Here is a 22,184-nt window from a genome sequence, read left to right as displayed (position 1 = left end):
GCTTACCCCTCTCCTCCCGGTAACGTATTCGGCAGGGCAGGCCACCACAGAATGGCGTGGTAGACGGTCGGCCAGAGAATGATCAGATTGGCGATAAAGGCAACCGCAAATCCGATCGTCCAAGGCTTCAGCTTGACTTCAGCCCGGCCGAGCGTCCAGTGGAGTATCGCCCATGTGCCCAACCAGACGACCAGTCCCGCCGTTTCTTTGCCGGTATAGGGACCGATGGCCCACCAAGAGGGGATCCAGGAACCCCATTTCAGCAGAATCGGATTCGCGTGGAGCGGATTGTAATAGCTCCATAGGTGACAGAGCGTCGTCGCTGCGATACCGAGCCATACGGAAAGCAGAACGGCGGCGATTTCACCGGTTTTTCGTGGTTTGGATTCCTTCACCTGTTTTCTCTCCCTATCGAACATGTTGAAGATCATACCATTTTCAGTTTCGTCAAACCGAATCCGAACGCCAGCCCGAGCAGTAAACAGATCCAGAATAGCGTGATCAGTAAAGCGATGAGGCCGCTAACGGCCGAGCCCGCTTCGAGCGCATGGCGAAACCGGCGCAATAATACGGCTGCCGCGATTCCCAAGGGGAGCGGGTACAGCGAGACGAATTCCTTATATTCCATCACGATCAGATGGGCTTCGGGGCTGCGGTACATCAGCCACTGCTGGGGACCGTCCGGTCCCCGGTAAGAAATGTAAAGCCAATTGCCGAGGATGATCGTAATCAGAACCAGGATGTTGGTAAGCCAGAGCACCCGCTCCAGGGTGACCGCGGCCCCCTTCTTGCCTCGCAGCATGGGATAGGTCAAATGTAGGACTTGGCAGCTCATGATGACGGTGATGGTCGCGCCTAGGCCGTGCAGGACGGCTTCCAGCTTATGATTGCTGAATCCGATGAGATTAAACAACGGGATCGACAAAAAAAGCAGTGCGGCAGCGCTCGCTTGCGTAATCGCAAGGTCTCTTGCGTTGAACATGGATTTCATCGGCAGTCCATCTCTTTCATTCGGGATTAGGATGTCGATTATTGTAGAGAAGAATCGTCAGGGGAATGTTAAAGCTAGTTTAGGAAATTGCAAACTCGACTGAACGTATCCCGCTTTAGTGCCGGAGCGAAGCGACGTTGCAGCTTAAAATCAGCTTAATATAAAGTTAAAAGTATCTTAAATTTTCAAATGGAAGATTGCGAGTATAATGGCTAGGGCAGTTGGTTATCGGGAATATTGTGTAATTTCCGCAATCCTTTACGCGGCGCCTAGAGAACGAAAGAAACGTGCCGGCAGACTACTGGTGTCGATATCAGCGGAGTAAGGAGGGGATATCGTTCGTTTTGGATTGATCGGGGAAGTGGCCGAACTGGGGGGTTCCATGGCCGACTGCTAATGACAGAGAAGGGGATGACGAAGTGAAGGTGAAGTTAAAAGCCAAGTGGAAAAGTTTGACCTTGGCTCTATTCGTAGGTACGGTTCTGTTCACCATCGGCATTTACAACGTATCGGCTGAAAGCACGATCATTAAGGGGCCGTATCTGCTGTACGCAGGATCGAACAGCTCGATGAGCGTCCTTTGGCAGACGAGCGACAGACAGCCGAATACGATCAAGTGGGGGAAAGACACTTCGTATGCGCTGGGCGAACAGTCCGTCGCTACGTACGGTGCCGACAACCAGCATAAGTTCGACATCACCGGGCTGGAGCCGGCTACCAAGTATTATTACGAGGTAGACGGTCAGGCCGGTTCGTTCGTCACGGCTCCTGCGGATGACGCGACCAAGGTGAAGTTTCTCTCCTACGGCGACAGCCGTACACAACCGAATTACCAGGAAAAGGTAGCCGACCTGGCGCGGAAGGCTTACGCCGCCGACCCGGACTACCAGACGATTCTCCTGAACAGCGGCGATATCGCTTCAAGCGACTCCGAAAGCAACTGGACCGCGCAGTACTTCGTTCCGGAGTCCACCTACCCGCAGCTGCACGCGCTCCAAACCGAGGTGCCGATGATGGGGGCCAGGGGCAACCACGAGGGCGTAGGCTCGGTCTACGAGAAGTACTTCCCGTATCCGTACGTGAACGACTTCTACTGGTCCTTCGATTACGGTCCGGTCCATATCTCCGTTCTGGACGAGTATGCGGATTTTAAGCCCGACTCGCCGCAGTACAATTGGCTGATCAACGATCTGGCCACCACGACCAAGCCGTGGAAAATCGTCATGGGCCATCAACCGGCTTGGGGTGCCGGTACGCATGAGAACAATACGGATCTCCAAAAATACATCCATCCCATCCTGAAGCAGTTCGGGGTACCGTTGTATCTGAACGGTCACAATCACAACTATGCCCGTGCCGAGGTCGACGGGATCGAGTACCTCACCTCCGGCGGCGGCGGCGCTCCGTCGTATGACGTGGACCCGACCTGGCCGAACATCGTCAAGGCCGATAAGTCGTACTTCCTGACCGAGTTCGAGGTGGATGGGGATACGATGAACGTGACCTCCCGTCGGATCGACGGCACGGATATCGAGACCATCACGGTTCACAACACGCAAGTTCAATTGGATATTTCCAAGCTGACCATGACGGCAGACCAAGATACGCTGGAAACGGCTTCTCCCGACAGCAAGATTAAGCTCGGTCTGGCTGCGGTTGACAGCAAAGATGCCGCTGTGGATCTTTCCAAAGCGCTTGTGAAATATTACACGGATAAGCCGGATTATCTCTCCATTGCGGCGGACGGAACCGTGACGCTGAAGAACAAACCTGTATTTAATGAATCCGCACAGGTGTGGGCCGAGATCTATGACGGCAGCAAGTTGGTGACCAGTAACAAAGTAGCCATCAAGATTCACAATCCGGACGGGCTGGCTGAAGCGAAGTTGACATCGGATCACGGTTCGTTGTCCGGCAGCGCTACGGCTAAGCTGAGCTTGACGGCGAAGGACAATGCGGGAGCGGCCATGGATCTCTCTTCGGCTACCGTCGCCTACAAGACAAGCCTGGAGGATATCTTGTCCATTTCCGCCGACGGCACCGTAACCGTGAAGAAGGAACCGGCCCGTACGACGGCCGTAACGATTCAGGCAGCCGTTACCGTCGATGGAATAACAGTCGATAGCGATCAGGTGTCCATCATTGTCGGTCCTTCGGCGGGCGAAGATGCCCAGGTACTCGTAGCGCCGATCAAAGGCCAATACGACGATACGGAAGAAGGCGCGGATGGAACGTTGGATCTTGAAAGTTCCGATTTGGAAATCGTCACGGAAGATTCCAACCAACAGATCTTGCTCCGATTCGCCGAGCTGGCTATTCCTAAAGGGGCTAAGATTCTTGACGCCTATATTCAGTTCTCCGTGGACGAGCCCGATAAGAACGTGGATCCGTTTGACGTGAATATTTATGCGGAGGACGTTGCGAACTCGCAGCTGCAGGATCCGCCTAATGTTTCGTCGCGGATTAAGACGAAGGATCTCGTAAACTGGAAGGATGCGCCGAAGTGGACAGTCGAACATGAAGCGGGTCCAAACCAGCAAACGCCTAACGTGGCGTCGTTGGTCCAGGAAATCGTAAACAAGGATGAATGGAATGAAGGGAATACGTTGGGCTTCATTCTGACCGGGCAGGGCACCCGAACTGCCGAGTCCTTCGAAGGCGCTGGCGACCATGCGGACCAAATTCCGCAACTCCATGTCATCTACACGGTTGCGGATACGACGAATCCGGGCAACGGCGGCGATGGCGGCACTGGGAATGGCAACGGTAATGGCAATGGCGGTTATATCCCGCCTGTGAGCAACGGCGATACAACGCCTCCGGACAATGGCACTACGACGCCTCCGGACAACGGTAACGGCGGCACGCCAAACGATGGCGGCGCCACGCCGGCTATTCCGGCTAACCCGTTCAAAGACATCGATTCGCATTACGATTGGGCGAAGGACGCGATCGCGGTGCTGGCCGACAAGGGCATCATCAACGGTACGTCGGCCACGACCTTCGAGCCGGGCAAGCGGATCACGCGAGCTGACTTCATGGAAATGCTCGTCCGCATGCTGGACCTGAAGGCGGATGTTACGTCCAACTTCAGCGACGTGAAGGCGACCGACTACTACTATCAAGCGCTTGGCATCGTCAAGGCGCTCGGCATCGCGAACGGCACGGGCGATGACAAGTTCAATCCGCGCGAATTCATCTCGCGTCAGGACATGATGGTGCTGATGAGCCGGGCGATGGACGTTACCGGCAAGCTGAACCTGAGCGGCACGCCGGCGGAGTTGAACGGCTTCAAGGACAACGCGAAAATCGCGCCATATGCGGTCGAAGCGGCTGCGCAAATGGTCAAAGCCGGCATCGTGCAAGGCAGCGATTCGGCGCTGAACCCGACGGGGCAGGCAACCCGGGCGGAAACCGCGCAAATGATCTATCATCTCTATCAGCTGCTGCAGCAGAACGGCAGTCTCTAAGCCGGTTCATCCCGAAACATAGGTAAACGTAAATGGCGGCGTTAGGAGTCTATCCTTTCGCCGCCATTTCGTTTGTTGGAATGTGTTGTCTGCAGCGTAACGGGCGAGTCGCTTTACGAGACGTCAATGTGAAGTTAACGTTCGGCATACATAGATTTCTTAAAATAGACAGGTACGCGGAAAATGGATTAAGCCTGGTTTGCGCAGTGCGAGGAGGCAAGGGCCGCATCCTAACATGAAGAAGAAGAGAGTGCATCGTATGCGTAGACAAGGATTCAAGAAACTAGCGGCACTGTTTTTGGGAATCGCGTTATTGCTTTTCGCGGCTACCCCCGTTTTTGCTCACGACCTGTATCTCGGGAGTTCCAAATGGGCCTTTGGCAAGGATCGCATTTTGTCCACGATAGAGTTCGACCCCGGTTTATTTGAGCAAATAAAAGGAATCAAGGAGCTGGGGTACGACCTGGACCATCTCACCGAGGAACAGCTCCGTGACCTGACAACCAAAGTCATCCAGCCCTATATCGACGAGAAGCTATCGGTTTCCATCAATGACCGCGTCTACCCGGAAAAGGTGGTTAAACTCGAGCGGGAAGGGACATTGTGGAAAATATGGCTGAAAATAAGCGATCTGAATTTCGATTGGCAAGAAAACCAGGTAAGCATTGCGTATCATCTTCTATTTGAAGAAACCAGCAATCAGCATGTGAATATTGGCTATGTTTATTATACCGATGCCGATGACGATGCAGTGCAGGCGGTCTTCGATAAGACCCAGCCGAATTTGCAATATATATTCGACTCCAATCATACCGTATGGAATTTCTCGGATAAAACCGCGGCATTCTTGACTGATATCGCTACTTTTGTCGTACTCGGCATCAAGCATATTTTAACCGGCTATGATCACATCGCGTTCTTGCTTGCTTTAATCGTTATCGGCTTATCCGTCAGGGAAGCGATAAAAATTATCACGTCGTTTACGGTGGCGCACAGCATAACGTTACTGCTGGCGGCCATGAATATCGTCAATCTGAACGCGAAATTCGTAGAAAGCGTCATTGCGCTTTCCATCTGTTATATCGCGGTGGAAAACCTGTTTTCCAAACAGGTCAATTATCGATGGCTTGTCACGTTTATGTTCGGCCTGGTTCATGGATTCGGCTTTGCCAGCGTTCTTCGGGAATATGTCGCAGACAAAGAGAATCTTGTTCGCTCGGTGGTTTCGTTTAACGTCGGCGTAGAGCTCGGACAGCTGGCGATCTTATTAGTCGCGTTGCCCCTGCTTTACTTGATCAGGAAAAGATTCTCTCCCCGGACCGTAACCGTTGCGGCATCCGCAGCCATTTTCTTGGTTGGTTTCCTCTGGTTCGTCGACCGGCTATTCAATTTGCAATGGGTACCCTTCTAAGAAAGCGGGAAGAGCGAACGCCATGAAAAAGAATAAAACGCCTTATTTCTTTGCTTTCGTCATAGGTGCGGTCTTCATGATGCTTTTCGGTACGTGCACGGCTTTTGGCAGTTCCGAGGCCGATGTACAAGCTTATCGTACGAAAGCCAACCAATTCGTTGCCGCTAAAAATTATGAGCAGGCGGCGCTGATTCTGGAAGAGCTGTTGGCCAAGGAGCCGGACCTGAAGGATGAGATCGTGTACAAGCAATTAACCCATATCTACGATGATTACCTATTTGATTTTGAGCAGGCATTGACCTTGTATCAGACGTATCTTGACCGTTTCCCGAACGGTACGTTCGCCACTGACTTTCGGGACAGAATGACGTATCTCGAGGAGAGGCGCTCTGAATGGCCGGCTTTGCGGGATTTTAGAAGCGTTCAGTTGGAAGAGGACAAGCGTTCCGATCAAGACAAGCTGGCGAAAGTGGAAGCCATTCTTTCCAAGAATGAAAACGCATTGATTGCGCCCGAAATGCATCTCTACTTGGCTAATCAATATTTTGAAGCTGCCGACTATCAAGCCGCTAGCGAGCATGTGGAGAACGATATCAACAGCTTTGGCAAGGCCGGGATGACTGACCCTGCGGACCAAGCTTTGGCCCTGCGTTTATATGCCGACATTCTCGTGAAGCAGCATCATTATACTAAGGCCATTAGGGCTCTGGATCAGGCAATGACGCTGGCGAATCCGGAAGAACGGTTTAATGTTGCCGTGAAAAAAAACGAGATCATCAATCACAGGAACATGGCGGTTGGCTTTATGGGTTGTCTTGGTTATTATCTAGCCGTCGTCCTCTTGCTGATTCCGTCCAAATTTCGGTGGGATTTCCGCGGAAGCCCGTACTTCGAGCGACTTGCCAAGCCTATTTTCCTGCTTGCCCTGGTTTCGCTCGTCCCTATTCTTATCCTGAAGGTCAGAGAGGAGCCGGAAGCGGACCCGCGGTTTTTCTTATGGCTGTTGGGCTTATCGATCTTTTCCATACTCGTGATCAAGCTTCTTGCTCCGCTGTCGCGCGTAACCGGCAGATCGGTTTTCATCTCGGTGAGCGTTTTGCATATGGCGGCTGCTTCGTTCATGGCATATTACCTGACGGTTTACAGCGGTAGGAAGATCATCCTAAACACTGCAATAGAGGCAGATCGAGATCCTTTGACGTCCACGTTCGTCATCTTATTGTGGAGCTCGGCTATTGCAAGTTTATTCATCTATATAATGTATAGCTTTGGTTATTCAAAACGTAAAGCGAAATGACGGAGCTTTTCACATTTTAGGAGGGATTCGCAGCCATGATTTCCGCATTTATTTCGTTCTTCAGATTAGGCGTGGAACATATTTTAACCGGTTATGACCACTTATTGTTTATTTTTTCGCTGTTGATCGCAAGGCAAACGATTAAACAATATGCCGCGGTGATTACGGCCTTTACCATTGCGCACTGCTTAACCTTGACCTTGACGGTGCTCGACATTATCAATGTACCGGCTAGTATCGTTGAACCGGCGATTGCGCTTAGCATTTGCTATGTTGCCATTGAAAATATATTCAGAAAAGACGTGAAGAGACGCTGGATGATTACGTTTGTATTCGGTTTGATCCACGGAATGGGGTTCGCCGATTTGTTGAAAGGCATGGATTTGGCCCGAAACTATCTGGCCTTTAATATTTTTAGTTTCAATTTAGGGATCGAGGTTGCGCAGTTGGGGATTCTCGCCGTCCTGCTGCCGCTGCTCTTCGTGATTCATAAATGGAAGTTTTCAGTCCGAGTCGTCAATATCTGTTCGGCGATCGCTTTTGTATTAGGCGGCTTGTGGTTAACCGAAAGGATCTTCTTCTAAACAGCTGCCTATCATTCGTCAAGCTTGAAAAGCTGCCGGCTAAAGCCCGGCAGCTTTTCTGTAGATAGTAGACGTTCGGGTTCGGTTTTATGCGTCTCCTAGGCGCGCGGCATGGCTGCCTTCCTAGGCATTTGTGCTCAATTATGGATGAGAAGGGCAAATTTACGTTTTCATTACTTCTTAATGAACAATCATAAACAAAACTGAATTATTCTAGTACTGCATGCAAATGAATAGAAGGAAGCGTGAGTAAAGTTGAAAAATAAGCTGTTTATATCCACGATCATTGCGCTAACGATGTTGTTTAGTCTCGCTAACGGTGCATGGGCTGCGTCTAATCCGCAACCTGGCGACAGCTTGAAACCGGTGAAGCAGGATAATCACGGACAGTCCAAGAAGATAACGCCATTGGGATTTTCATCTAACGTAAGAGCGTCGGACACGTTTTCGTTTAAGACTTCATCAACGAACGATCTATTGAATCTGACAAGCGGCAGTGTGCCGCCATATATTTCGATCAGTGACGGAGACGACAATATCGATTTGTCCGATGCCAAAATCAGCGTACTCCAAGGCATAGACGGGATCGCGTATTCGATTACGAATTTGCCGGCGGTTGACCGTGCAAAATCCTACACGCTGCAAATTCGCCATGCTTCGATATCGCTGAAAAAGGTTGCCTTCAAGCCGCTAAGTTCTTCCAACACCGATCTTAGAGCGCTGAATAACGCCATTCACCTATCGAACATCGACAACGCGCATCGCACGATTGATATGCTCCCTCAATCCCATGTTGAACACTTGCTTGCCGAAATTGACTCCACCGACCCTTCGATTCAACGTTATTCGGTTACGGATCGTTCGGGGACCGAAAAAAAGCCGGCTGATGAAATCGTCACGAACGACAAATTAACCGTCGTTGCGGAAAATGGTACGTCCAAAACGTTTACGATCCAACTATCCACGTTGAAAGCCGACCTGCAGACATATACGGCCGGGCAAACGCAAGATATACGATTAGAATATTCCATTAATAAAACCACGCCGGAAAGAAAATATTTATACGGAACGCTAACCTTTCATTTGCCGGATGGCATAACGGCTTCCTCAACGGATACGTTCGATTTAATCGGACGTGGTTTCGTGCAGCTCAATGATGCGGCTATCGCTTCTGCAAAAGATTATAACCATTCGGGAAGAAACTGGGTTAGAGATCTAAATTCGAATGAGGATTTACGAACAAAAGTGGCCATCACGGACGGCGGAAAAACGGTTTCCATCAAGGACACGGATTTTAGCGCATACAATGGCGTTGACGTTACGCTTGTTCTGAAAAACAAACGAATTCCGAACCGAGGCGGAACGTTCCGCGCGACTTTTAGCGGCAAGGCTTATTCGGGAACGCCTCGCGAAGCGGATTATACGGAAACGGGAACGGCAAACTTCGATGTCGCATCGACTGTAACCCATCTAGTCAGAAAAGCTGCCGACGTCTCCTATAACACCCCGACAACGGTCGTGCTGGAAGCCGATTCCATCCATAAGCAAGCAAGTGTCTATGCAAGTTTAGACAAAGGGTTAACTTGGGTGAATACGGGAACAGAATTCAAATCGCAACAAGCCATCCTGTCGAACCTGCTGCCGGAGACCAACTATTCCTTTAAACTGGTTAACTCCGATGGAAGCTCCAACAGGGTAAGCTATTATTCAGGTAAATACGATGTCACGAACTTTGGTGCCGTGGCCGACGCAACCGTATCGGAGAGCGCGGGCGACATTGTTCACTATACCGGAACGGATAATGCTGCCGCCATAAATGCAGCGATTGTCGCGGCAAGCAAAAATGGCGGCGGAACGGTTTATTTCCGAGGAGACTCGAATTTTGCTTCGAACAGCATCCATTTAAGAAGCAACGTCTATTTATATTTTGACAAGAACGCTCAGCTGACCGCCTTGGACAAGATCGACGCCAGAGAAGCCCCTTTAAATTATCCTTTCGCTTTGGGGCAGGACGACGGTCATGGTTACTGGGAAGACGCGCTTATGTGGGGCGTTCGCGTAGAGAACATTAAGATTATCGGAAATTCGGCCAAAATTTACGGCAATATGAATTTATATACGGGCTATAGCGATCCTTACGTTCCCGGTAACGGAACGAAAACCATTTCGTTCAAACTGTCGAAAGATATCGTGGTCGGCGGAGCGGATGAGGAGCATGGGTTAACCATTGAACAAGGCGGCTGGTTCTCGATACTAACCACCGGCTGCGATAACATTCGGGTTCAAAATATCGTACTGCCTGACTCTACTTCCGGTCGTCAAAGAGACACCTTCAACTTTATGCAAGATAACGACGCATCCGCTTATAACGTGACGACGCTGAAGTCCAGTAATGACGTCGCCAAATTAGGCAGCGATTTTTCGTTAGGATTTATTAGACACGTTTCTAATATCGCGATCGAAAAAATCGTTGCCGGCGACATCGCAGGCGGAAACGTGTTCCAGTTAGGCTCGGAAACAGTTGGGGATATGGCGAATATCACCGCCAAAAATTTATCGCTAACCACAAATGCCAACAAGACCGGCGTGGCCATCTGGGTCAACGACGGTTCAAACGTAAGCAACGTCACCTTTTCGGATTTGCGTTTGGAAAACACATCCGGGGGCATTGCTTTCGGCGTATCACCTCGTTTTGAAGGTGCCGGATTTGACGAGGACGGAAGTCTTCAAACAGCGAGGCTGCCGCTTGGAATACGAAGACCGGGTTCGATTTCCAACGTAACGGTCGATGGGGCGGTGTTATCCAAGAACGCCGGAGGAGACGGAGCGTTCCCGATCGTGATTCAAGGCTATAAACGTTTTCCAAGCACCGGAGCCGCGGGCCAAGTCGACGTTGGATCGGTTGGAACCATCGTAGATGGAGAAACGTATCCCGTTCGCAATATCACGATTAAGAACCTTGATCTCACGGCGTCCTATAATCCGGCCAAACCTGCTTCCAAGCCCGTTCTATCCAACACGACGGAAGTGATCGCCGAAGCTAAAAACGGGGGGAACTATCGAACATCGTCCTATTCGAACGCGAGTTCATTCCCTGCCTATGGCATACTCCTGAAATATGTCGATCATGTCACGATTCAAGACAGTGCCATCAAGTATGAAGACTCATTAAGAAATGACCGATATGCGATTGTCGTGGATAACGGAACGGACGTTGATTTAAGGAACCTCACGATTCTGCAAGGCGGGTTAATCGGCAGCGCCGTACAAGTTAGAGGGACCTCAAGCTACCATTTCAGCAATGTCGCGATTACAACGTTCAATAAACAATATCCAACCCAAACGCCGATCGTGTATCCCGACGCAAACGGCAGTACCGCTTTTGATAGTTCCAAGCCAGATAATTTATCGCAATCCTACGTTTTCCCGAGCGTTGTCGCTGACCAAGCCGTGGATATCGCCTATACAAGCACGCATATTAACGCCATTTCAGGCCATGCGATCGATATTAAAGCCGGAACTACGGTTGGAAATGTTCTAGACGAGATTATATCGCTCGCTGGCGTCCAAACGATTTCGGTTGTCGATGGCAGTGATCGCGCGGTTGATTCAACCGAAGCGATTACAGCCGATTATCGTCTTCAAGTGATTTCAGCCGATGGAACAAAAACCACGATCTTGCCGTTCTCGATCGATGATGCCGTTACTTCCGGCACAGCTGCAGATCGCGTTTTCCTGCGTGAAGCCGCTTAAACGCAATGAATTCCTCGGAGAGTCAATTAAACTACTTCTTTCCCTAGATGGTCGAGGATCTTGGTATGCTCGTGTTGCTCCAAAATAAATCGCAATGAGGCTCTGAGGGTACACTCAGGGCTTTTTATTTTGGTCAAGGCGCGTTTACGATTCCTTTTCGCTTCAATTTATGGAATTATGGAACTTCCTGGGCATTCCGGCGTTTAACGTTTAGAGGTGATAAGCGTGGCTGATAAAACCAAGACGTATAGCTTATTCGGGATCTTCATCTGCCTAATAATTATTGCGTTTAAGCCAGTACCGCAATTTAGCTTTAACGCTCCACAGTCCCCTGCTCCAGGTGAAGCAGTCGTCCAACTGAGCGATAATAGAATCGCAATCGTGGATAATCGTACTACGTCAGGCCTCCATGGAGAAGTATTCGTGCTTGAGTTCGATGATGAGAAGACAAGTTTTACTCTCATTGGCCGATACAATTATGATGATTTTTTTAGTAATCCGAGCAAGTATGCAACTCCTTGAGGTACTTCATGCGTACACCAGATGACTGGAGGAGAAAGGTGATGTTCTTTAGAGACGTGTAAGGCCAAGTAAGTCTGCTTCCTTAAAAGGGTAACTAAGATGGATGCATTTGGAGGAGGCTGCCTTTGGTTAAACTAATGCCAGCGGCAGCTGCTCCACGAGCTGCCTTCATTACGCCAACTTTTTATCATTGAAAGGAGTGTTCAGATGTCCGCTTATCTTATAACCGGTGAAGCAGGTACGGGGAAATCTACCCTAGCGATAGAGCTCCATAAGCGGGGGTACATCGCCTATGATGGGGACAGGACCCCTGGACTCACGTATCACGCAGACCGTTCAACAGGGCGACCAATAACCGAAATGTTGGATCAGTACGCTGAAACAGATTGGGTTTGGGACCGTAATCGACTAAGAGAACTACTTAACAACCCCAGAGATGTATTTATTACCGGCGCCACCTCTAATCAGCAAAACTTTTATCCGGTATTCAGAAAAATATTTATGCTGACCATAGATGCGGAAACCCTCACCTATCGCCTTCAAAACCGCAGTGCCGGCGATTACGGAATGCATCCCGAGGAATTAAAAGAAATCTTACGGACATTTGAAGGCTTCCAACGTCGTACAATCGAAGAAGATGGTGCGATACCGATTGATGCTACTCAACCGCTAACGAAAGTCGCAGATGACATTATTGCCTACCTACCGTAGCAACACTGGAAAGATAAACGATACAGCCGGAAGCTCAGCGTTCCTCCGCAGCGAAGCGGAGGTTTTTTTGCGTTTTAATTCGTTCGGAGGGTACCAAGGAAGCCGTAACATGAAATTAGTGATAGAATTCCGAAACATTTTTTATGGAGGGGCTTTTCCGAACTTTGAAAGCAATATCAGCTTATTTTGGCATTTGCGTTGACGATTACCACGGCCGCTTGCAGCAATGGCGGCGCGAGCCGGCGGACGAACCTGCGGCGGCCCCGGAGGCCGCTTCTCCCCGCAGGTCGGCAACGAAGCGGCTTGGGACCCCTACAGACTCTACCGCTTGTTGGTATCAAGCAGAGCCGCACGAGCCTTTCCCGGTGCTGCTGCCCGTAGATCAGCGGCTTTCGAAGGATGCCGGGAAAAACGCTTAGTATACTTTTAGGCACTATGTAAGAACAAAGTGCGTGCTACCCTTATTGCGCATAACAGGATATACTCGGCATGGAAGTTATATCCAGCCTATAAGGAGGTGTTTGAAGCTTTATCAAGCCGGCAGCACGGTTCGCGAACCGAAATCTTCCATTAGGAGGCGAGTAAGGTAGTGAGAAAAGTATGGCTCCAACTCTTAATCATTGCTGTTATGTTTTCTAGTGTGAGTAGTTTTGAGTTGAAAAAGGTGCAGGCTGCGTCGACGATTACCGTTTCGCAAACCCCGTATATTATTGAGGATTCCGGGACGTATAAATCAGAAACCAAGCTGACGATTCATAATTCGGGCTCTGCCTACAACGCGTGGGTTAAAATCGCCGCCGACGGTCAACCTCCGTACATGGAACCGATAGGTACCCTCGACAACGGCTCCAATACAGTAACGGTTCACGTCGTTGAACTTATGAACGATGGCGATCACGTAACCTTCGAGGTGTACGACAATGATTCCGGAGCAGATACTGCCCGCGAATCGACAACGGTATCACAGAAAAAAATCCGTCACTGGACCGTATACGTCGCCCACGATTCGCACACGGATATTGGCTATACGGATTATCCCGAGACGCTGATCAATTCGACATGGCCTCAAGAAACGGACGATGCGAATACGTATATCGCCCAGACGGACAGTTGGGCGAAGCATGATCAGTTCAGGTATCCGATGGAGCAATCCATCAGGCTGTTTGGGTCGTTAAACAGCCGAACCGCCGACCAAATCGAAACCCTGAAAACGAATATAAAACACGACCGGCTTCAATATCCGGCAAGTTACGTGAACACGTCCTTCGAGGCCATGAGCACGGAGGAGCTCATCCGATATTACTACTTTTCGGAACGGCACCTGAAAGACAAGCTCGGGACGGAGTCAAGCGGCGTGGCGATCATGGATGATAATCCGAGCTTCTCGTGGTCCAATGTCGACGTCATGGCAGACATGGGCATCAAATATATGTTCTTGGGCTTCAACATCTATGCCGGCACGCCGAAAGTCATGCTCGAGGAGTACCCCCGCATTTTTTATGCCCAAGGCAGGAAACCGAATAACAAAGTGCTCATCTACCAAGGCGCTTTGTACAATCAGAACCAAATGAAATTTCTAGGTACCGGAGTAAATAATGCAACTCCGACGACGATCGCGGATACGACCCAGGCGGTAAGCGATACGTTAATGAATGTGTTTCAGTCCTCGACCTATGTCGGAGACGCGGTGTTGGAAAAAAATACGCCATGGTTGGATAACGGCCCGCTCCTGTCATCGGTCAAAGATCGGATCAAAGAAATGAATGCCAGGGTAGATTCAGCAGGGAGACCGTATGCTTTTCCGAAGTTCGTCGATTCCAATGTGAAGGATTTTTATCAATACGTCGATGCGAACTTCAGTCCATCGATTCCCGTCTTCAAAGGAAATTATGAGAACTATTGGAACTATGGCATACCTTCGGATGCTTACAGCGAAAGCGTCCAAAGGGATGCGCAAGACAATGTGCCGGCAGCGGAGACGTTCGCGACCTTCGCCAATCAGGCCAGCCCGAATTTCAGATATCCTTACCAAGACGTGTGGAACGCCTATAATAACTTGAATTTATACGACGAGCATACCTTCGGGAGCTCGGACTCCGCGGTGGATGATACCCACATTTGGAAAAGAAATAACGCCATAACGGCCAAGAACCTCTCGGACAGGATCATGAACGATTCCTTGGCCAGTTTAAGCACGCTGATTCCTACGACAGGCAAGACCATTTCCGTCTTCAATTCGTTGTCTTGGACGAGATCGGATCTGGTCAAAGTCAACCTCTCCGATCTGCCCGCACACTTCGATATCACGGATACCGAGACGTCAACGCGATTGAAATACGACAAATTAAGCGATGGGACCGTAGCGTTTGTTGCGCCGAACGTGCCCGGTCTCGGTTATAAGACCTTTCTGGTAACGGCAAGAGCGAATGATCCTACATTTCCGACATCGTTAAAGAAAAGCGATCATACGCTGGAAAACCGGTATTTCAAGGTTACTTTCGGCAAACAAGGGGAAATCTCAAGCATTATTGACAAGCAGCATGGGAATGCCGAAATGGTGGACCCTACATCGCCGTACAAAATGAATGAATTCGTCTATGATAAGAGCGTTCTCGACTTCCATACCCTTAAATCGGAAAGCACGGTCTACGGAGCATCCGTCTCGATTGATGTCGGTGCCCTGCAGGGACAGATGACTTCCACGGGCTTTAGCGATGGGACAGCCGGGATTCAAAGAAACGTCATCCTGTATGATGCTTTGCCAAAAATCGATATCGTCAATGTCGTGAATAAGATTGACGCGCCCGGGTCGTATAGAGTTACCGAGGACGAGGAAGGTTTCTTTACTTTCCCGTTGAACGTGCCCGATTTCACGCTGCGTTCCGAGATGCCCTCAGGCGATTTCAGGCCGTATGTGGATCCTAATATCAACAATCCGAAAAATGAACAGTACTATGCATCGAGCACCGATTATCGCACCGTCCATAGGTGGATCGACGCTTCGAATCCGTCAGGCAATTACGGGATTACGCTATTCCCGCAATCCGCGCCGGTCGTGGAGTACGGCAGCAGAAGATCGGGCTTGTACGATGTCGATTACAATACGCCGAAACCTTGGATATTTAGCTATGTGTACGGTAACAAATGGAGTACCAATTTCATTCAATCGCAACCGGGTCCGACAACCTTCAAGTATACGCTAATGTCCCACGCAGGGAAGAACTGGCAAGCAGGGAGAGCGGATCAATACGGCTGGCAATCGACGACTCCGCTGCAAGCGAAAGTAATCGCCGGTGCACAGGCCGGGGCCGGACTCCATGAAACAAAAGGCCAATTCGTAAAAGTCAGCGTCGACAATGTCGTGATGACGACAGCCAAACCCGCGGAAGCCAACGGAGAGGGAACGATTCTGCGATTCAATGAAACCACGGGAGTCGACACGAAAGTAACCGTCGACCTGTCCTATTTCAACCCCTCGTCCGTCACGAGAACCGATCTTCTGGAAAATGACAGGGGCGCGATGGCGCTTACTCGCGGTAAAGTGACGTTTACGATCAACGGATACGGTTATTATACCATCCGGCTTAAGTACGGTACGGCACCGGCCCAGGTGACAGGGGTTACGGCAACGAAGGATGCCTCGGGTACGCTCGTGTCTTGGAGGGATCTATCCGATACCAAACTCGCCGCCTACGAGGTGTTTAGAAGTACGAACAAAAACTTCAAACCGGGTTCAGGCAATTACATGGGAACGACATCGGTGAACCGTTACTATGACAAACAAGTGGTCGATGGGCTGACCCAAACGTATTACTATAAGGTTCGAGCCGTCCGGGGAGGTTTGAAGGGGGCGCCATCCGAAGCCGCAACTGCAGCTAGCGGAACGAACCGTGATAATTCAGCTCCTACGGCGCCTTCAAATCTAAGCCTTAATTATGCGTTTGGAAACAGGGCGTCCATTTCATGGGCTCCGTCAACGGACAATCTTCTGGTTAAAGGGTATAACGTATATCGGGATGGCGTCCAGCTTGCGGATGTTCCGGCAACGCTAAACAGTTATCTGGATATAACCGTCTTGCCCGGCATGACTTATCGTTATACCGTTAAGGCCTATGATCAGGCGGGCAACCTCTCGACTTCGAGTCATGCGGTCGATGCTACAACGGCCAAAGGCTGGCAAACGCCCGGAAATATTGCTCCTGATGCTGCCGTAACGGCATCTTCTCAGTTAAGCGCCCGCTACCCGGCTACTGCGGTGACGGATGGCCTGGTAGGGGATACCGGCGAATGGGCATCTCTGAATGAGCAAAACCCACGGATACAGCTCACATGGCCATCCGCCGTCACGATCAACCGAATCGTACTCTATGATCGGGCCAATACGACGGATAATGTAAATGGCGGTACGCTGGCCTTCAGCGACGGCACAAGCATGACGGGGATTACTGGGATACCGCAGGATGACGGAGGGAAAGTGATCTTTTTCGCTCCCAAAAAAGTCACTTCGGTCACCTTTCAGGCGGTCGGGGGTACCGGATCCAATGTCGGACTTTCAGAAATGGAAGTGTTTACGACGGATTCGCCGGTCCTCCAGGTAACGGGCATTAGCCTAAGCCCAAGTTCGGCCGAAATGGATACGAATACGATCTTGGACTTGACGCCTACGATTGCGCCGAGCAATGCGACGAATCAGAATATAACCTGGAGTTCCAGCAACCCTGGCGTCGCAACGGTCGAGAACGGCGTCGTACGGAGCCTCGCTGCAGGCAGCGCGGTCATTACCGTGACGACGGAAGATGGGAGCCATAAGGCTGTCAGCAACATTACGGTCATCAACAATCTCGCAAGAACGGCAACGGCGACGGCATCGTCCGCCTTTAGCGGCAACTATGCGGCATCCAAAGCCATAGACGGCATCACCGGCGTTCATGACAGCGGCGAATGGGCCTCGCAGGGAGAACTGAATCCGTGGCTGCAGCTGGATTGGAGCAGCAGCCAGACAGTCAATAAGATCACCTTCTTCGACAGAACGAATAATTTGGACTGGGCACCTGGCGGAACGCTCACGTTCAGCGATGGAAGTACATTGGCCGTTACGGGTATTCCAAACAATGGAAGCCCGTATTCCGTGACGTTCCCGAGCAAGGATATAACGTGGGTGAAATTCCAAGTATCCGGCGGAAGCGGCCTCAATGTCGGCTTATCAGAACTTAAGATTGTCGATGACGCTGCCCTTGACAAGGGATGACGGACGGGAATGCCGTCAGCTAGCGTTCAACGGACCAGGCAGGTAACTTGGGAAGCTGCTAAGACCGTCGGCTTCGATCCGTATTCGATTGCGCCGGCGATCGTGGTGTCCGTACCGGAAGACAACAGCAATTACGAAGATTGGATGCCTGGTTAAGAGTAATAACTTATGGGAACGATAGTTTAAGTTTGGAGCAGTTGGCCGCGGGCAGCTGCTCCGTTTTTTCGTTACGCTGTTCATAATGACGATTGGAGAGAGGCACTGGCTATTTGTATTCACCACAGTGCCGACCAATATCCAAACGTGAGAGGGGCAGCGACCAATTGTCTTGGTCACTTTGCTAGGATTCATGGTGAATTAGAACAGGATAAAGTTCTTCCCATCATTTAGATCACATGCAACAAGCGCATTGGATCTATTCAATTTTTCCTGGCTAAAGGGGAACGATAGCTCAAATACTGGCGGCCTCAGTACGGGGCGCCGACCACAACGGAAATCATGGTTAATGAGTACGCTATGCCGGTTGCATAAAATAGTCATTTGACGCAACTTCCAATCAAAGGAAAAGTATATAGCTATATAGCAATTTCTGAGAACACCCTAAATCCCGTAACGCGGGGCAATCGAACCGAACGCGATTTCTGCTCCAGCGGTCAGCCCTTCAATCAGCTGTCCGATCGGAGGGTTGATTTTTATACGACAACATTTGGAGAAATCGAGGTGATGGCATGCGAATAGGCTGGCATTATTCCTGGAATGCGGTAGCTGCTGCTGCAGGATTGCTAGGTTGGCTCGTTGTGCTCGGTCTGGTCATCCACCAACGCCAAAAGCAAGAGACTAAGCGCCCTATCTGGAAGGTACTTCTCGTGACACTCGCCGGCTTTTTTTCTTTTTCGTTCAAAATCCCTTTATTCGGGCAAAGCGTAAATATCGCCTTATTGCCGCTTGGTCTCTGGGTTGCGTATTTCTTTTTACGAAATCGGTCCTGGACGGACTATCGTAAATTTGCTTGGATTGGCTTCACGGCAAACTACTTGCTTCTGGTGACAGCGCTGCTTGCTGGATTCATTCATGGCGCCTTCTACAAAAGCAATGACCCTTCCGCTTACTTGGCCCATTTGGAGAAAGCGAAGCTTCTTGCCATTCATCCGTCAGCAAGAAAGGCAACCTTCGAGAAGGAGCTGTTCACGAGCTCGTTGGCAGAGGTAAAGGCGTCCGATTTGTCGGGTACGCTGGACTGGTACCGTGAATCAAAATTAGAGGATAGTACCCGGTATCAGCAAGAACGTTTCCCTTATGCATTGCTCGGAGCAGTAGCTCGCTGGGGGAGCGGTCTCCATGCCTCGGCTTATTTGGAAGCTGATGGAAAGGGATTGTTACTCGCTACAAAGGATCGGTATTACTACTACCGTTCTGAGAAGCCGATGTTAAGAATGGAGGTAAGAGAATGAGAGGAAGAAGACTGCTAATAGTCGTCATTGTTATAATTGCGGCTGCGGTGATCGTCTTCTTTCGTACTTATGATGGTAAACCGGGGCCGCTTCCGAGTGCGGACGAAATTAAAGCGGAGTTAAACGAGTACGACTCTGAAGCAGACGCGGCAGTCGTGCTCAACAATGTTAAGCTGACCGAACAACAAGTTTTTATCCCATTTATATCTAGTCAAGGTAGTTACGGGATGGGGTTCCTGAAATGGGAGAAGCGGAAGTGGGGCGTGGCTAGAGTGGATATGAGCGGGAGGCCCGAAGTAAGAGTCACCGATCATTCCGATCCATCCGAGCGTTATGTGGTATGGAATAATAATCCGCTTGAGAAAGTAAAAGCATTCCGCTTCTATCTTATTCGAGATCGAAATGCCGGTATGTCGAATGGAGTCTATTACTATGTACCGCGCGTGCAAATGGAAATGCTCGTCAATGTAACGGAGCAGCCGTATGGAGCAATGCCGTTTCCTGAGGAATGGGCAGACTTTATGCGCGAGGACGAGAAGCTAGGCGAGGCGCCTGCCGCTTCTATCATGGATAATCTGTTCTCGCAGTCTTATTCTCGTCCATCCACAATATATGTCGGGTATCTTCCCGTCTACGCCAAAGATGCACCTCAGCTCGGCAGCTCCTCCAAAAGCGGCGATGAGGATACGGAGTTTTTAATGATCATGAACGAGACGGATTTGGAGAGGCCAAAAAGTTAGGCGCAGGCACTATTGCAACTTGCATAGTAGGAGTGGGGATTCGTGTTTACAATGGAAGTTTTGCCAATTGAAGAGGTATTCACTGAGATGCTTGATTCATTTGAACGTTTTCAAATCACAACAAAGGTGCTTTTCAATGATAAGGGTACATGGATCGAGACCGAGGATTCGTTCGAAGATAATTGGACCTTACAAAGGAAACGGCAGATTGTCGAGCATTTTAGAGATGCGATTAAGAATGGCGGTGCTGTTGTAATTGCTAAACAAGGGGCGGATTTGGTTGGTTTCGCTGTTATTGAAGCTGTGCCATTCGGCTGTGAATCTATCTATCGGGAATTATCTTTTCTTCATGTAACCCGTTCCGTCCGAGGACGAAAAGCGGGTGAGCAGCTTTTTCTAAAGGCAAAAGAAGTTGCAAAATTATTAGGTGCGGAAAAACTGTATATTGGGGCGCACCCATCAGTGGAAACTCAACATTTTTATCGCAAGATGGGATGTGTGCAAGCGGTAGAGATTAATGAGTTTATTTATAAACGAGAAATTCGGGACATTCAATTAGAGGTCACGTTATAACTCAGCTAACGGGGCCGATAGCTCAATTATGGCGACGGCAGCCGGCCTTGTATCTGCGGTCGTTATGCTAACGGGCAGATTCCGTTAACAAATCTGATTATGATATGATGTAGGACGTGCCGGGTGCCCCGTTCGTTTCGGTTGTTCATAGTTACTTCGCTTACATATGGGCATCTGCATCCACATCCTGAATCAGCTCTACGGTTTCTCCGCCGGGCGCATGAAGAAAGCCAAACTTCATATGAACGACCTGGCCGGAACGGGTAGGAATGTGGGAGATGGCAGGCTTGGTGCCGACAGTGGCGCCGTTGGCAATCGCTCTTTCATAAGCGGCTTCCATATTATCGGTCCAAATGGCAACATGCTGCCATTTGCCAAGGGAAAACGGTTCGGGACTTCCGAATATTTCTAAGAAATCACCGGTGCCCAGATCCAGAATAAAGGCATGATCCTCTTTCCCTTCTGTACCCCATTCTGCAACCAGTTCAGCATCAAAGGCATTTTGATAAAAGTTTGCGGCAGTATGTAAATCAGGCACGCGCAGACAAACGTGATGGATACCCTTTTGTTTTAACTTTGAATACATAATTTTATCACCATACCTTTCATATAGTCGTGTCATATAGCTATCTCTTGAATGAGTTAATTTTTATAGCCTGTGATCCAGATTTTCGCGTGCATCGCCGCACAGGTGTCCGCCACCCGTTGTCGGAATAATCATATCGGGACTCGGAGCCATCCATTTTGCGGCATTGCGCAGTACCTGATGGATTTCTTTCTGATACAGGACCGGAAACGTTTCATGTCCAGGCGTGAACTGGAACAGCTTCCCTCTTCCGCGGTAAAAAATGTTGCCGCTGCGGCAGACATCGCCGCCCTCCCACCAGGACAGAAAGATGGTCTGATCCGGCTCGGGAGTCAGCTGCGGTTCACCGTACATTTCATCTGCAGGAATTTCGATGCATTCGTTTATGCCATAGGTGATGGGATGGCCGGGATTGATAACCCAGACTTTTTCCTTCTCGCCCTTGGCATGGTACGAAAGCGCCCCCAAAAGCCGGCATCATAATAAATACCAAGCATTCGCTGCCATGGTTTTGAAAAGATGGAGGAATGCAGGGCGATAAAACCCATTCCGCGGTTGACGACATGATAGCAGATCCGGCTTGCAACCGTGTCATCAAAGGCAGCATTGTCGATGTGGCTCCACCAGATAAGAACATTGGTAGCCGCCAGGACTTCTTCGGACAGTCCATGGGAAGGCATATCCTGCGTGGCGATCGTCACATTAAAATCATCATAGCCGTGGAACGCCTGGGCGATAGCAGCATGAATACCGTCGGGATAGACTGATTTCACGGGCTCGCTGCGGTCCTGATTGTGCTCGTTAAATATGGTGACATGGATTTTTCGTTTCATTAGGAAGATCCCCT

15 protein-coding genes are annotated in these 22,184 nt (G+C 50.0%); 10 read left to right on the top strand and 5 right to left on the bottom strand.

The window, feature by feature from the left end:
* Window positions 1–2: 2 nt before the first annotated feature.
* Both I8J29_RS09810 and I8J29_RS09805 read right to left on the bottom strand, forming a co-directional pair.
* A complete protein-coding gene (locus I8J29_RS09810; RefSeq protein WP_338113115.1) occupies window positions 3–395 on the bottom strand; it encodes a hypothetical protein in 393 nt (130 codons plus the stop codon).
* 32 nt (window positions 396–427) lie between these two features.
* Complete coding sequence (locus tag I8J29_RS09805; RefSeq protein WP_208847429.1) at window positions 428–991, bottom strand: hypothetical protein; 564 nt, start codon at window positions 989–991, stop codon at window positions 428–430.
* A gap of 419 nt (window positions 992–1,410) precedes the next feature.
* Here I8J29_RS09805 and I8J29_RS09800 point away from each other — a divergent pair, with 419 nt between their 5' ends.
* From I8J29_RS09800 to I8J29_RS09755, 10 genes are all read left to right on the top strand, one after another.
* Entirely contained in the window at window positions 1,411–4,461 is a 3,051-nt protein-coding gene (locus tag I8J29_RS09800; RefSeq protein ID WP_208847428.1) for an S-layer homology domain-containing protein, read from the top strand.
* A gap of 235 nt (window positions 4,462–4,696) precedes the next feature.
* The gene (locus I8J29_RS09795) at window positions 4,697–5,872 is read left to right on the top strand and encodes a HupE/UreJ family protein (protein ID WP_208847427.1); all 1,176 of its coding nucleotides are present in this window, start codon (window positions 4,697–4,699) and stop codon (window positions 5,870–5,872) included.
* Window positions 5,873–5,894: 22 nt separating this feature from the next.
* Window positions 5,895–7,169, top strand: a complete 1,275-nt coding sequence (locus tag I8J29_RS09790; protein WP_208847426.1) for a tetratricopeptide repeat protein — start codon at window positions 5,895–5,897, stop codon at window positions 7,167–7,169.
* Between the two features lie 35 nt (window positions 7,170–7,204).
* On the top strand, window positions 7,205–7,753 hold the full coding sequence (locus I8J29_RS09785) for a HupE/UreJ family protein (protein WP_208847425.1): 549 nt from the start codon (window positions 7,205–7,207) through the stop codon (window positions 7,751–7,753).
* Window positions 7,754–8,008: 255 nt separating this feature from the next.
* Window positions 8,009–11,506: a hypothetical protein gene (locus tag I8J29_RS09780; RefSeq protein ID WP_208847424.1), complete on the top strand. Its 3,498-nt coding sequence runs from the start codon at window positions 8,009–8,011 to the stop codon at window positions 11,504–11,506.
* A gap of 729 nt (window positions 11,507–12,235) precedes the next feature.
* A complete protein-coding gene (locus I8J29_RS09775) occupies window positions 12,236–12,739 on the top strand; it encodes an AAA family ATPase (protein WP_208847423.1) in 504 nt (167 codons plus the stop codon).
* 589 nt (window positions 12,740–13,328) lie between these two features.
* Window positions 13,329–17,987, top strand: coding sequence for a DUF7402 domain-containing protein (locus tag I8J29_RS34445; protein WP_208847422.1), 4,659 nt, complete (start codon window positions 13,329–13,331; stop codon window positions 17,985–17,987).
* Window positions 17,988–18,715: 728 nt separating this feature from the next.
* Window positions 18,716–19,438 carry a hypothetical protein gene (locus tag I8J29_RS09765; RefSeq protein WP_208847421.1) on the top strand — a complete coding sequence of 241 codons (723 nt, stop codon included), beginning with the start codon at window positions 18,716–18,718 and terminating at the stop codon, window positions 19,436–19,438.
* Window positions 19,435–20,178, top strand: coding sequence for a hypothetical protein (locus I8J29_RS09760; RefSeq protein WP_208847420.1), 744 nt, complete (start codon window positions 19,435–19,437; stop codon window positions 20,176–20,178). Before I8J29_RS09765 ends, I8J29_RS09760 begins: the two co-directional genes overlap by 4 nt.
* 51 nt (window positions 20,179–20,229) lie before the next feature.
* Window positions 20,230–20,751: a GNAT family N-acetyltransferase gene (locus I8J29_RS09755; RefSeq protein WP_240546070.1), complete on the top strand. Its 522-nt coding sequence runs from the start codon at window positions 20,230–20,232 to the stop codon at window positions 20,749–20,751.
* A gap of 160 nt (window positions 20,752–20,911) precedes the next feature.
* On the opposite strand, the gene I8J29_RS09750 is transcribed toward I8J29_RS09755, so the two are convergent.
* From I8J29_RS09750 to I8J29_RS34170, 3 genes are read right to left on the bottom strand one after another with little or no spacing between them, the layout of a single operon-like run.
* On the bottom strand, window positions 20,912–21,373 hold the full coding sequence (locus I8J29_RS09750) for a VOC family protein (RefSeq protein ID WP_208847418.1): 462 nt from the start codon (window positions 21,371–21,373) through the stop codon (window positions 20,912–20,914).
* 27 nt (window positions 21,374–21,400) lie between these two features.
* Window positions 21,401–21,805, bottom strand: a complete 405-nt coding sequence (locus I8J29_RS34175; RefSeq protein ID WP_208847417.1) for a ThuA domain-containing protein — start codon at window positions 21,803–21,805, stop codon at window positions 21,401–21,403.
* The gene (locus I8J29_RS34170) at window positions 21,721–22,170 is read right to left on the bottom strand and encodes a ThuA domain-containing protein (RefSeq protein WP_208847416.1); all 450 of its coding nucleotides are present in this window, start codon (window positions 22,168–22,170) and stop codon (window positions 21,721–21,723) included. The genes I8J29_RS34175 and I8J29_RS34170 overlap by 85 nt, the downstream gene beginning before the upstream one ends.
* Window positions 22,171–22,184 lie beyond the last annotated feature (14 nt).

It is taken from the genome of Paenibacillus artemisiicola, assembly GCF_017652985.1.
Taxonomy (GTDB): Bacteria; Bacillota; Bacilli; order Paenibacillales; family Paenibacillaceae; genus Paenibacillus_Z; species Paenibacillus_Z artemisiicola.
Note: the sequence above shows the minus strand (reverse complement) of the source record. Positions and strands in the feature narration are given on the sequence as shown.

Excerpts from the sequence above, each read along its gene's own strand:
- I8J29_RS09805 (WP_208847429.1), bottom strand. The coding sequence starts at position 991 with ATGAAATCCATGTTCAACGCAAGAGACCTTGCGATTACGCAAGCGAGC.
- I8J29_RS09795 (WP_208847427.1), top strand. The coding sequence starts at position 4,697 with ATGAAGAAGAAGAGAGTGCATCGTATGCGTAGACAAGGATTCAAGAAA.
- I8J29_RS09790 (WP_208847426.1), top strand. The coding sequence starts at position 5,895 with ATGAAAAAGAATAAAACGCCTTATTTCTTTGCTTTCGTCATAGGTGCG.
- I8J29_RS09785 (WP_208847425.1), top strand. The coding sequence starts at position 7,205 with ATGATTTCCGCATTTATTTCGTTCTTCAGATTAGGCGTGGAACATATT.
- I8J29_RS09775 (WP_208847423.1), top strand. The coding sequence starts at position 12,236 with ATGTCCGCTTATCTTATAACCGGTGAAGCAGGTACGGGGAAATCTACC.
- I8J29_RS09765 (WP_208847421.1), top strand. The coding sequence starts at position 18,716 with ATGCGAATAGGCTGGCATTATTCCTGGAATGCGGTAGCTGCTGCTGCA.
- I8J29_RS09760 (WP_208847420.1), top strand. The coding sequence starts at position 19,435 with ATGAGAGGAAGAAGACTGCTAATAGTCGTCATTGTTATAATTGCGGCT.
- I8J29_RS09755 (WP_240546070.1), top strand. The coding sequence starts at position 20,230 with ATGGAAGTTTTGCCAATTGAAGAGGTATTCACTGAGATGCTTGATTCA.
- I8J29_RS09750 (WP_208847418.1), bottom strand. The coding sequence starts at position 21,373 with ATGACACGACTATATGAAAGGTATGGTGATAAAATTATGTATTCAAAG.
- I8J29_RS34170 (WP_208847416.1), bottom strand. The coding sequence starts at position 22,170 with ATGAAACGAAAAATCCATGTCACCATATTTAACGAGCACAATCAGGAC.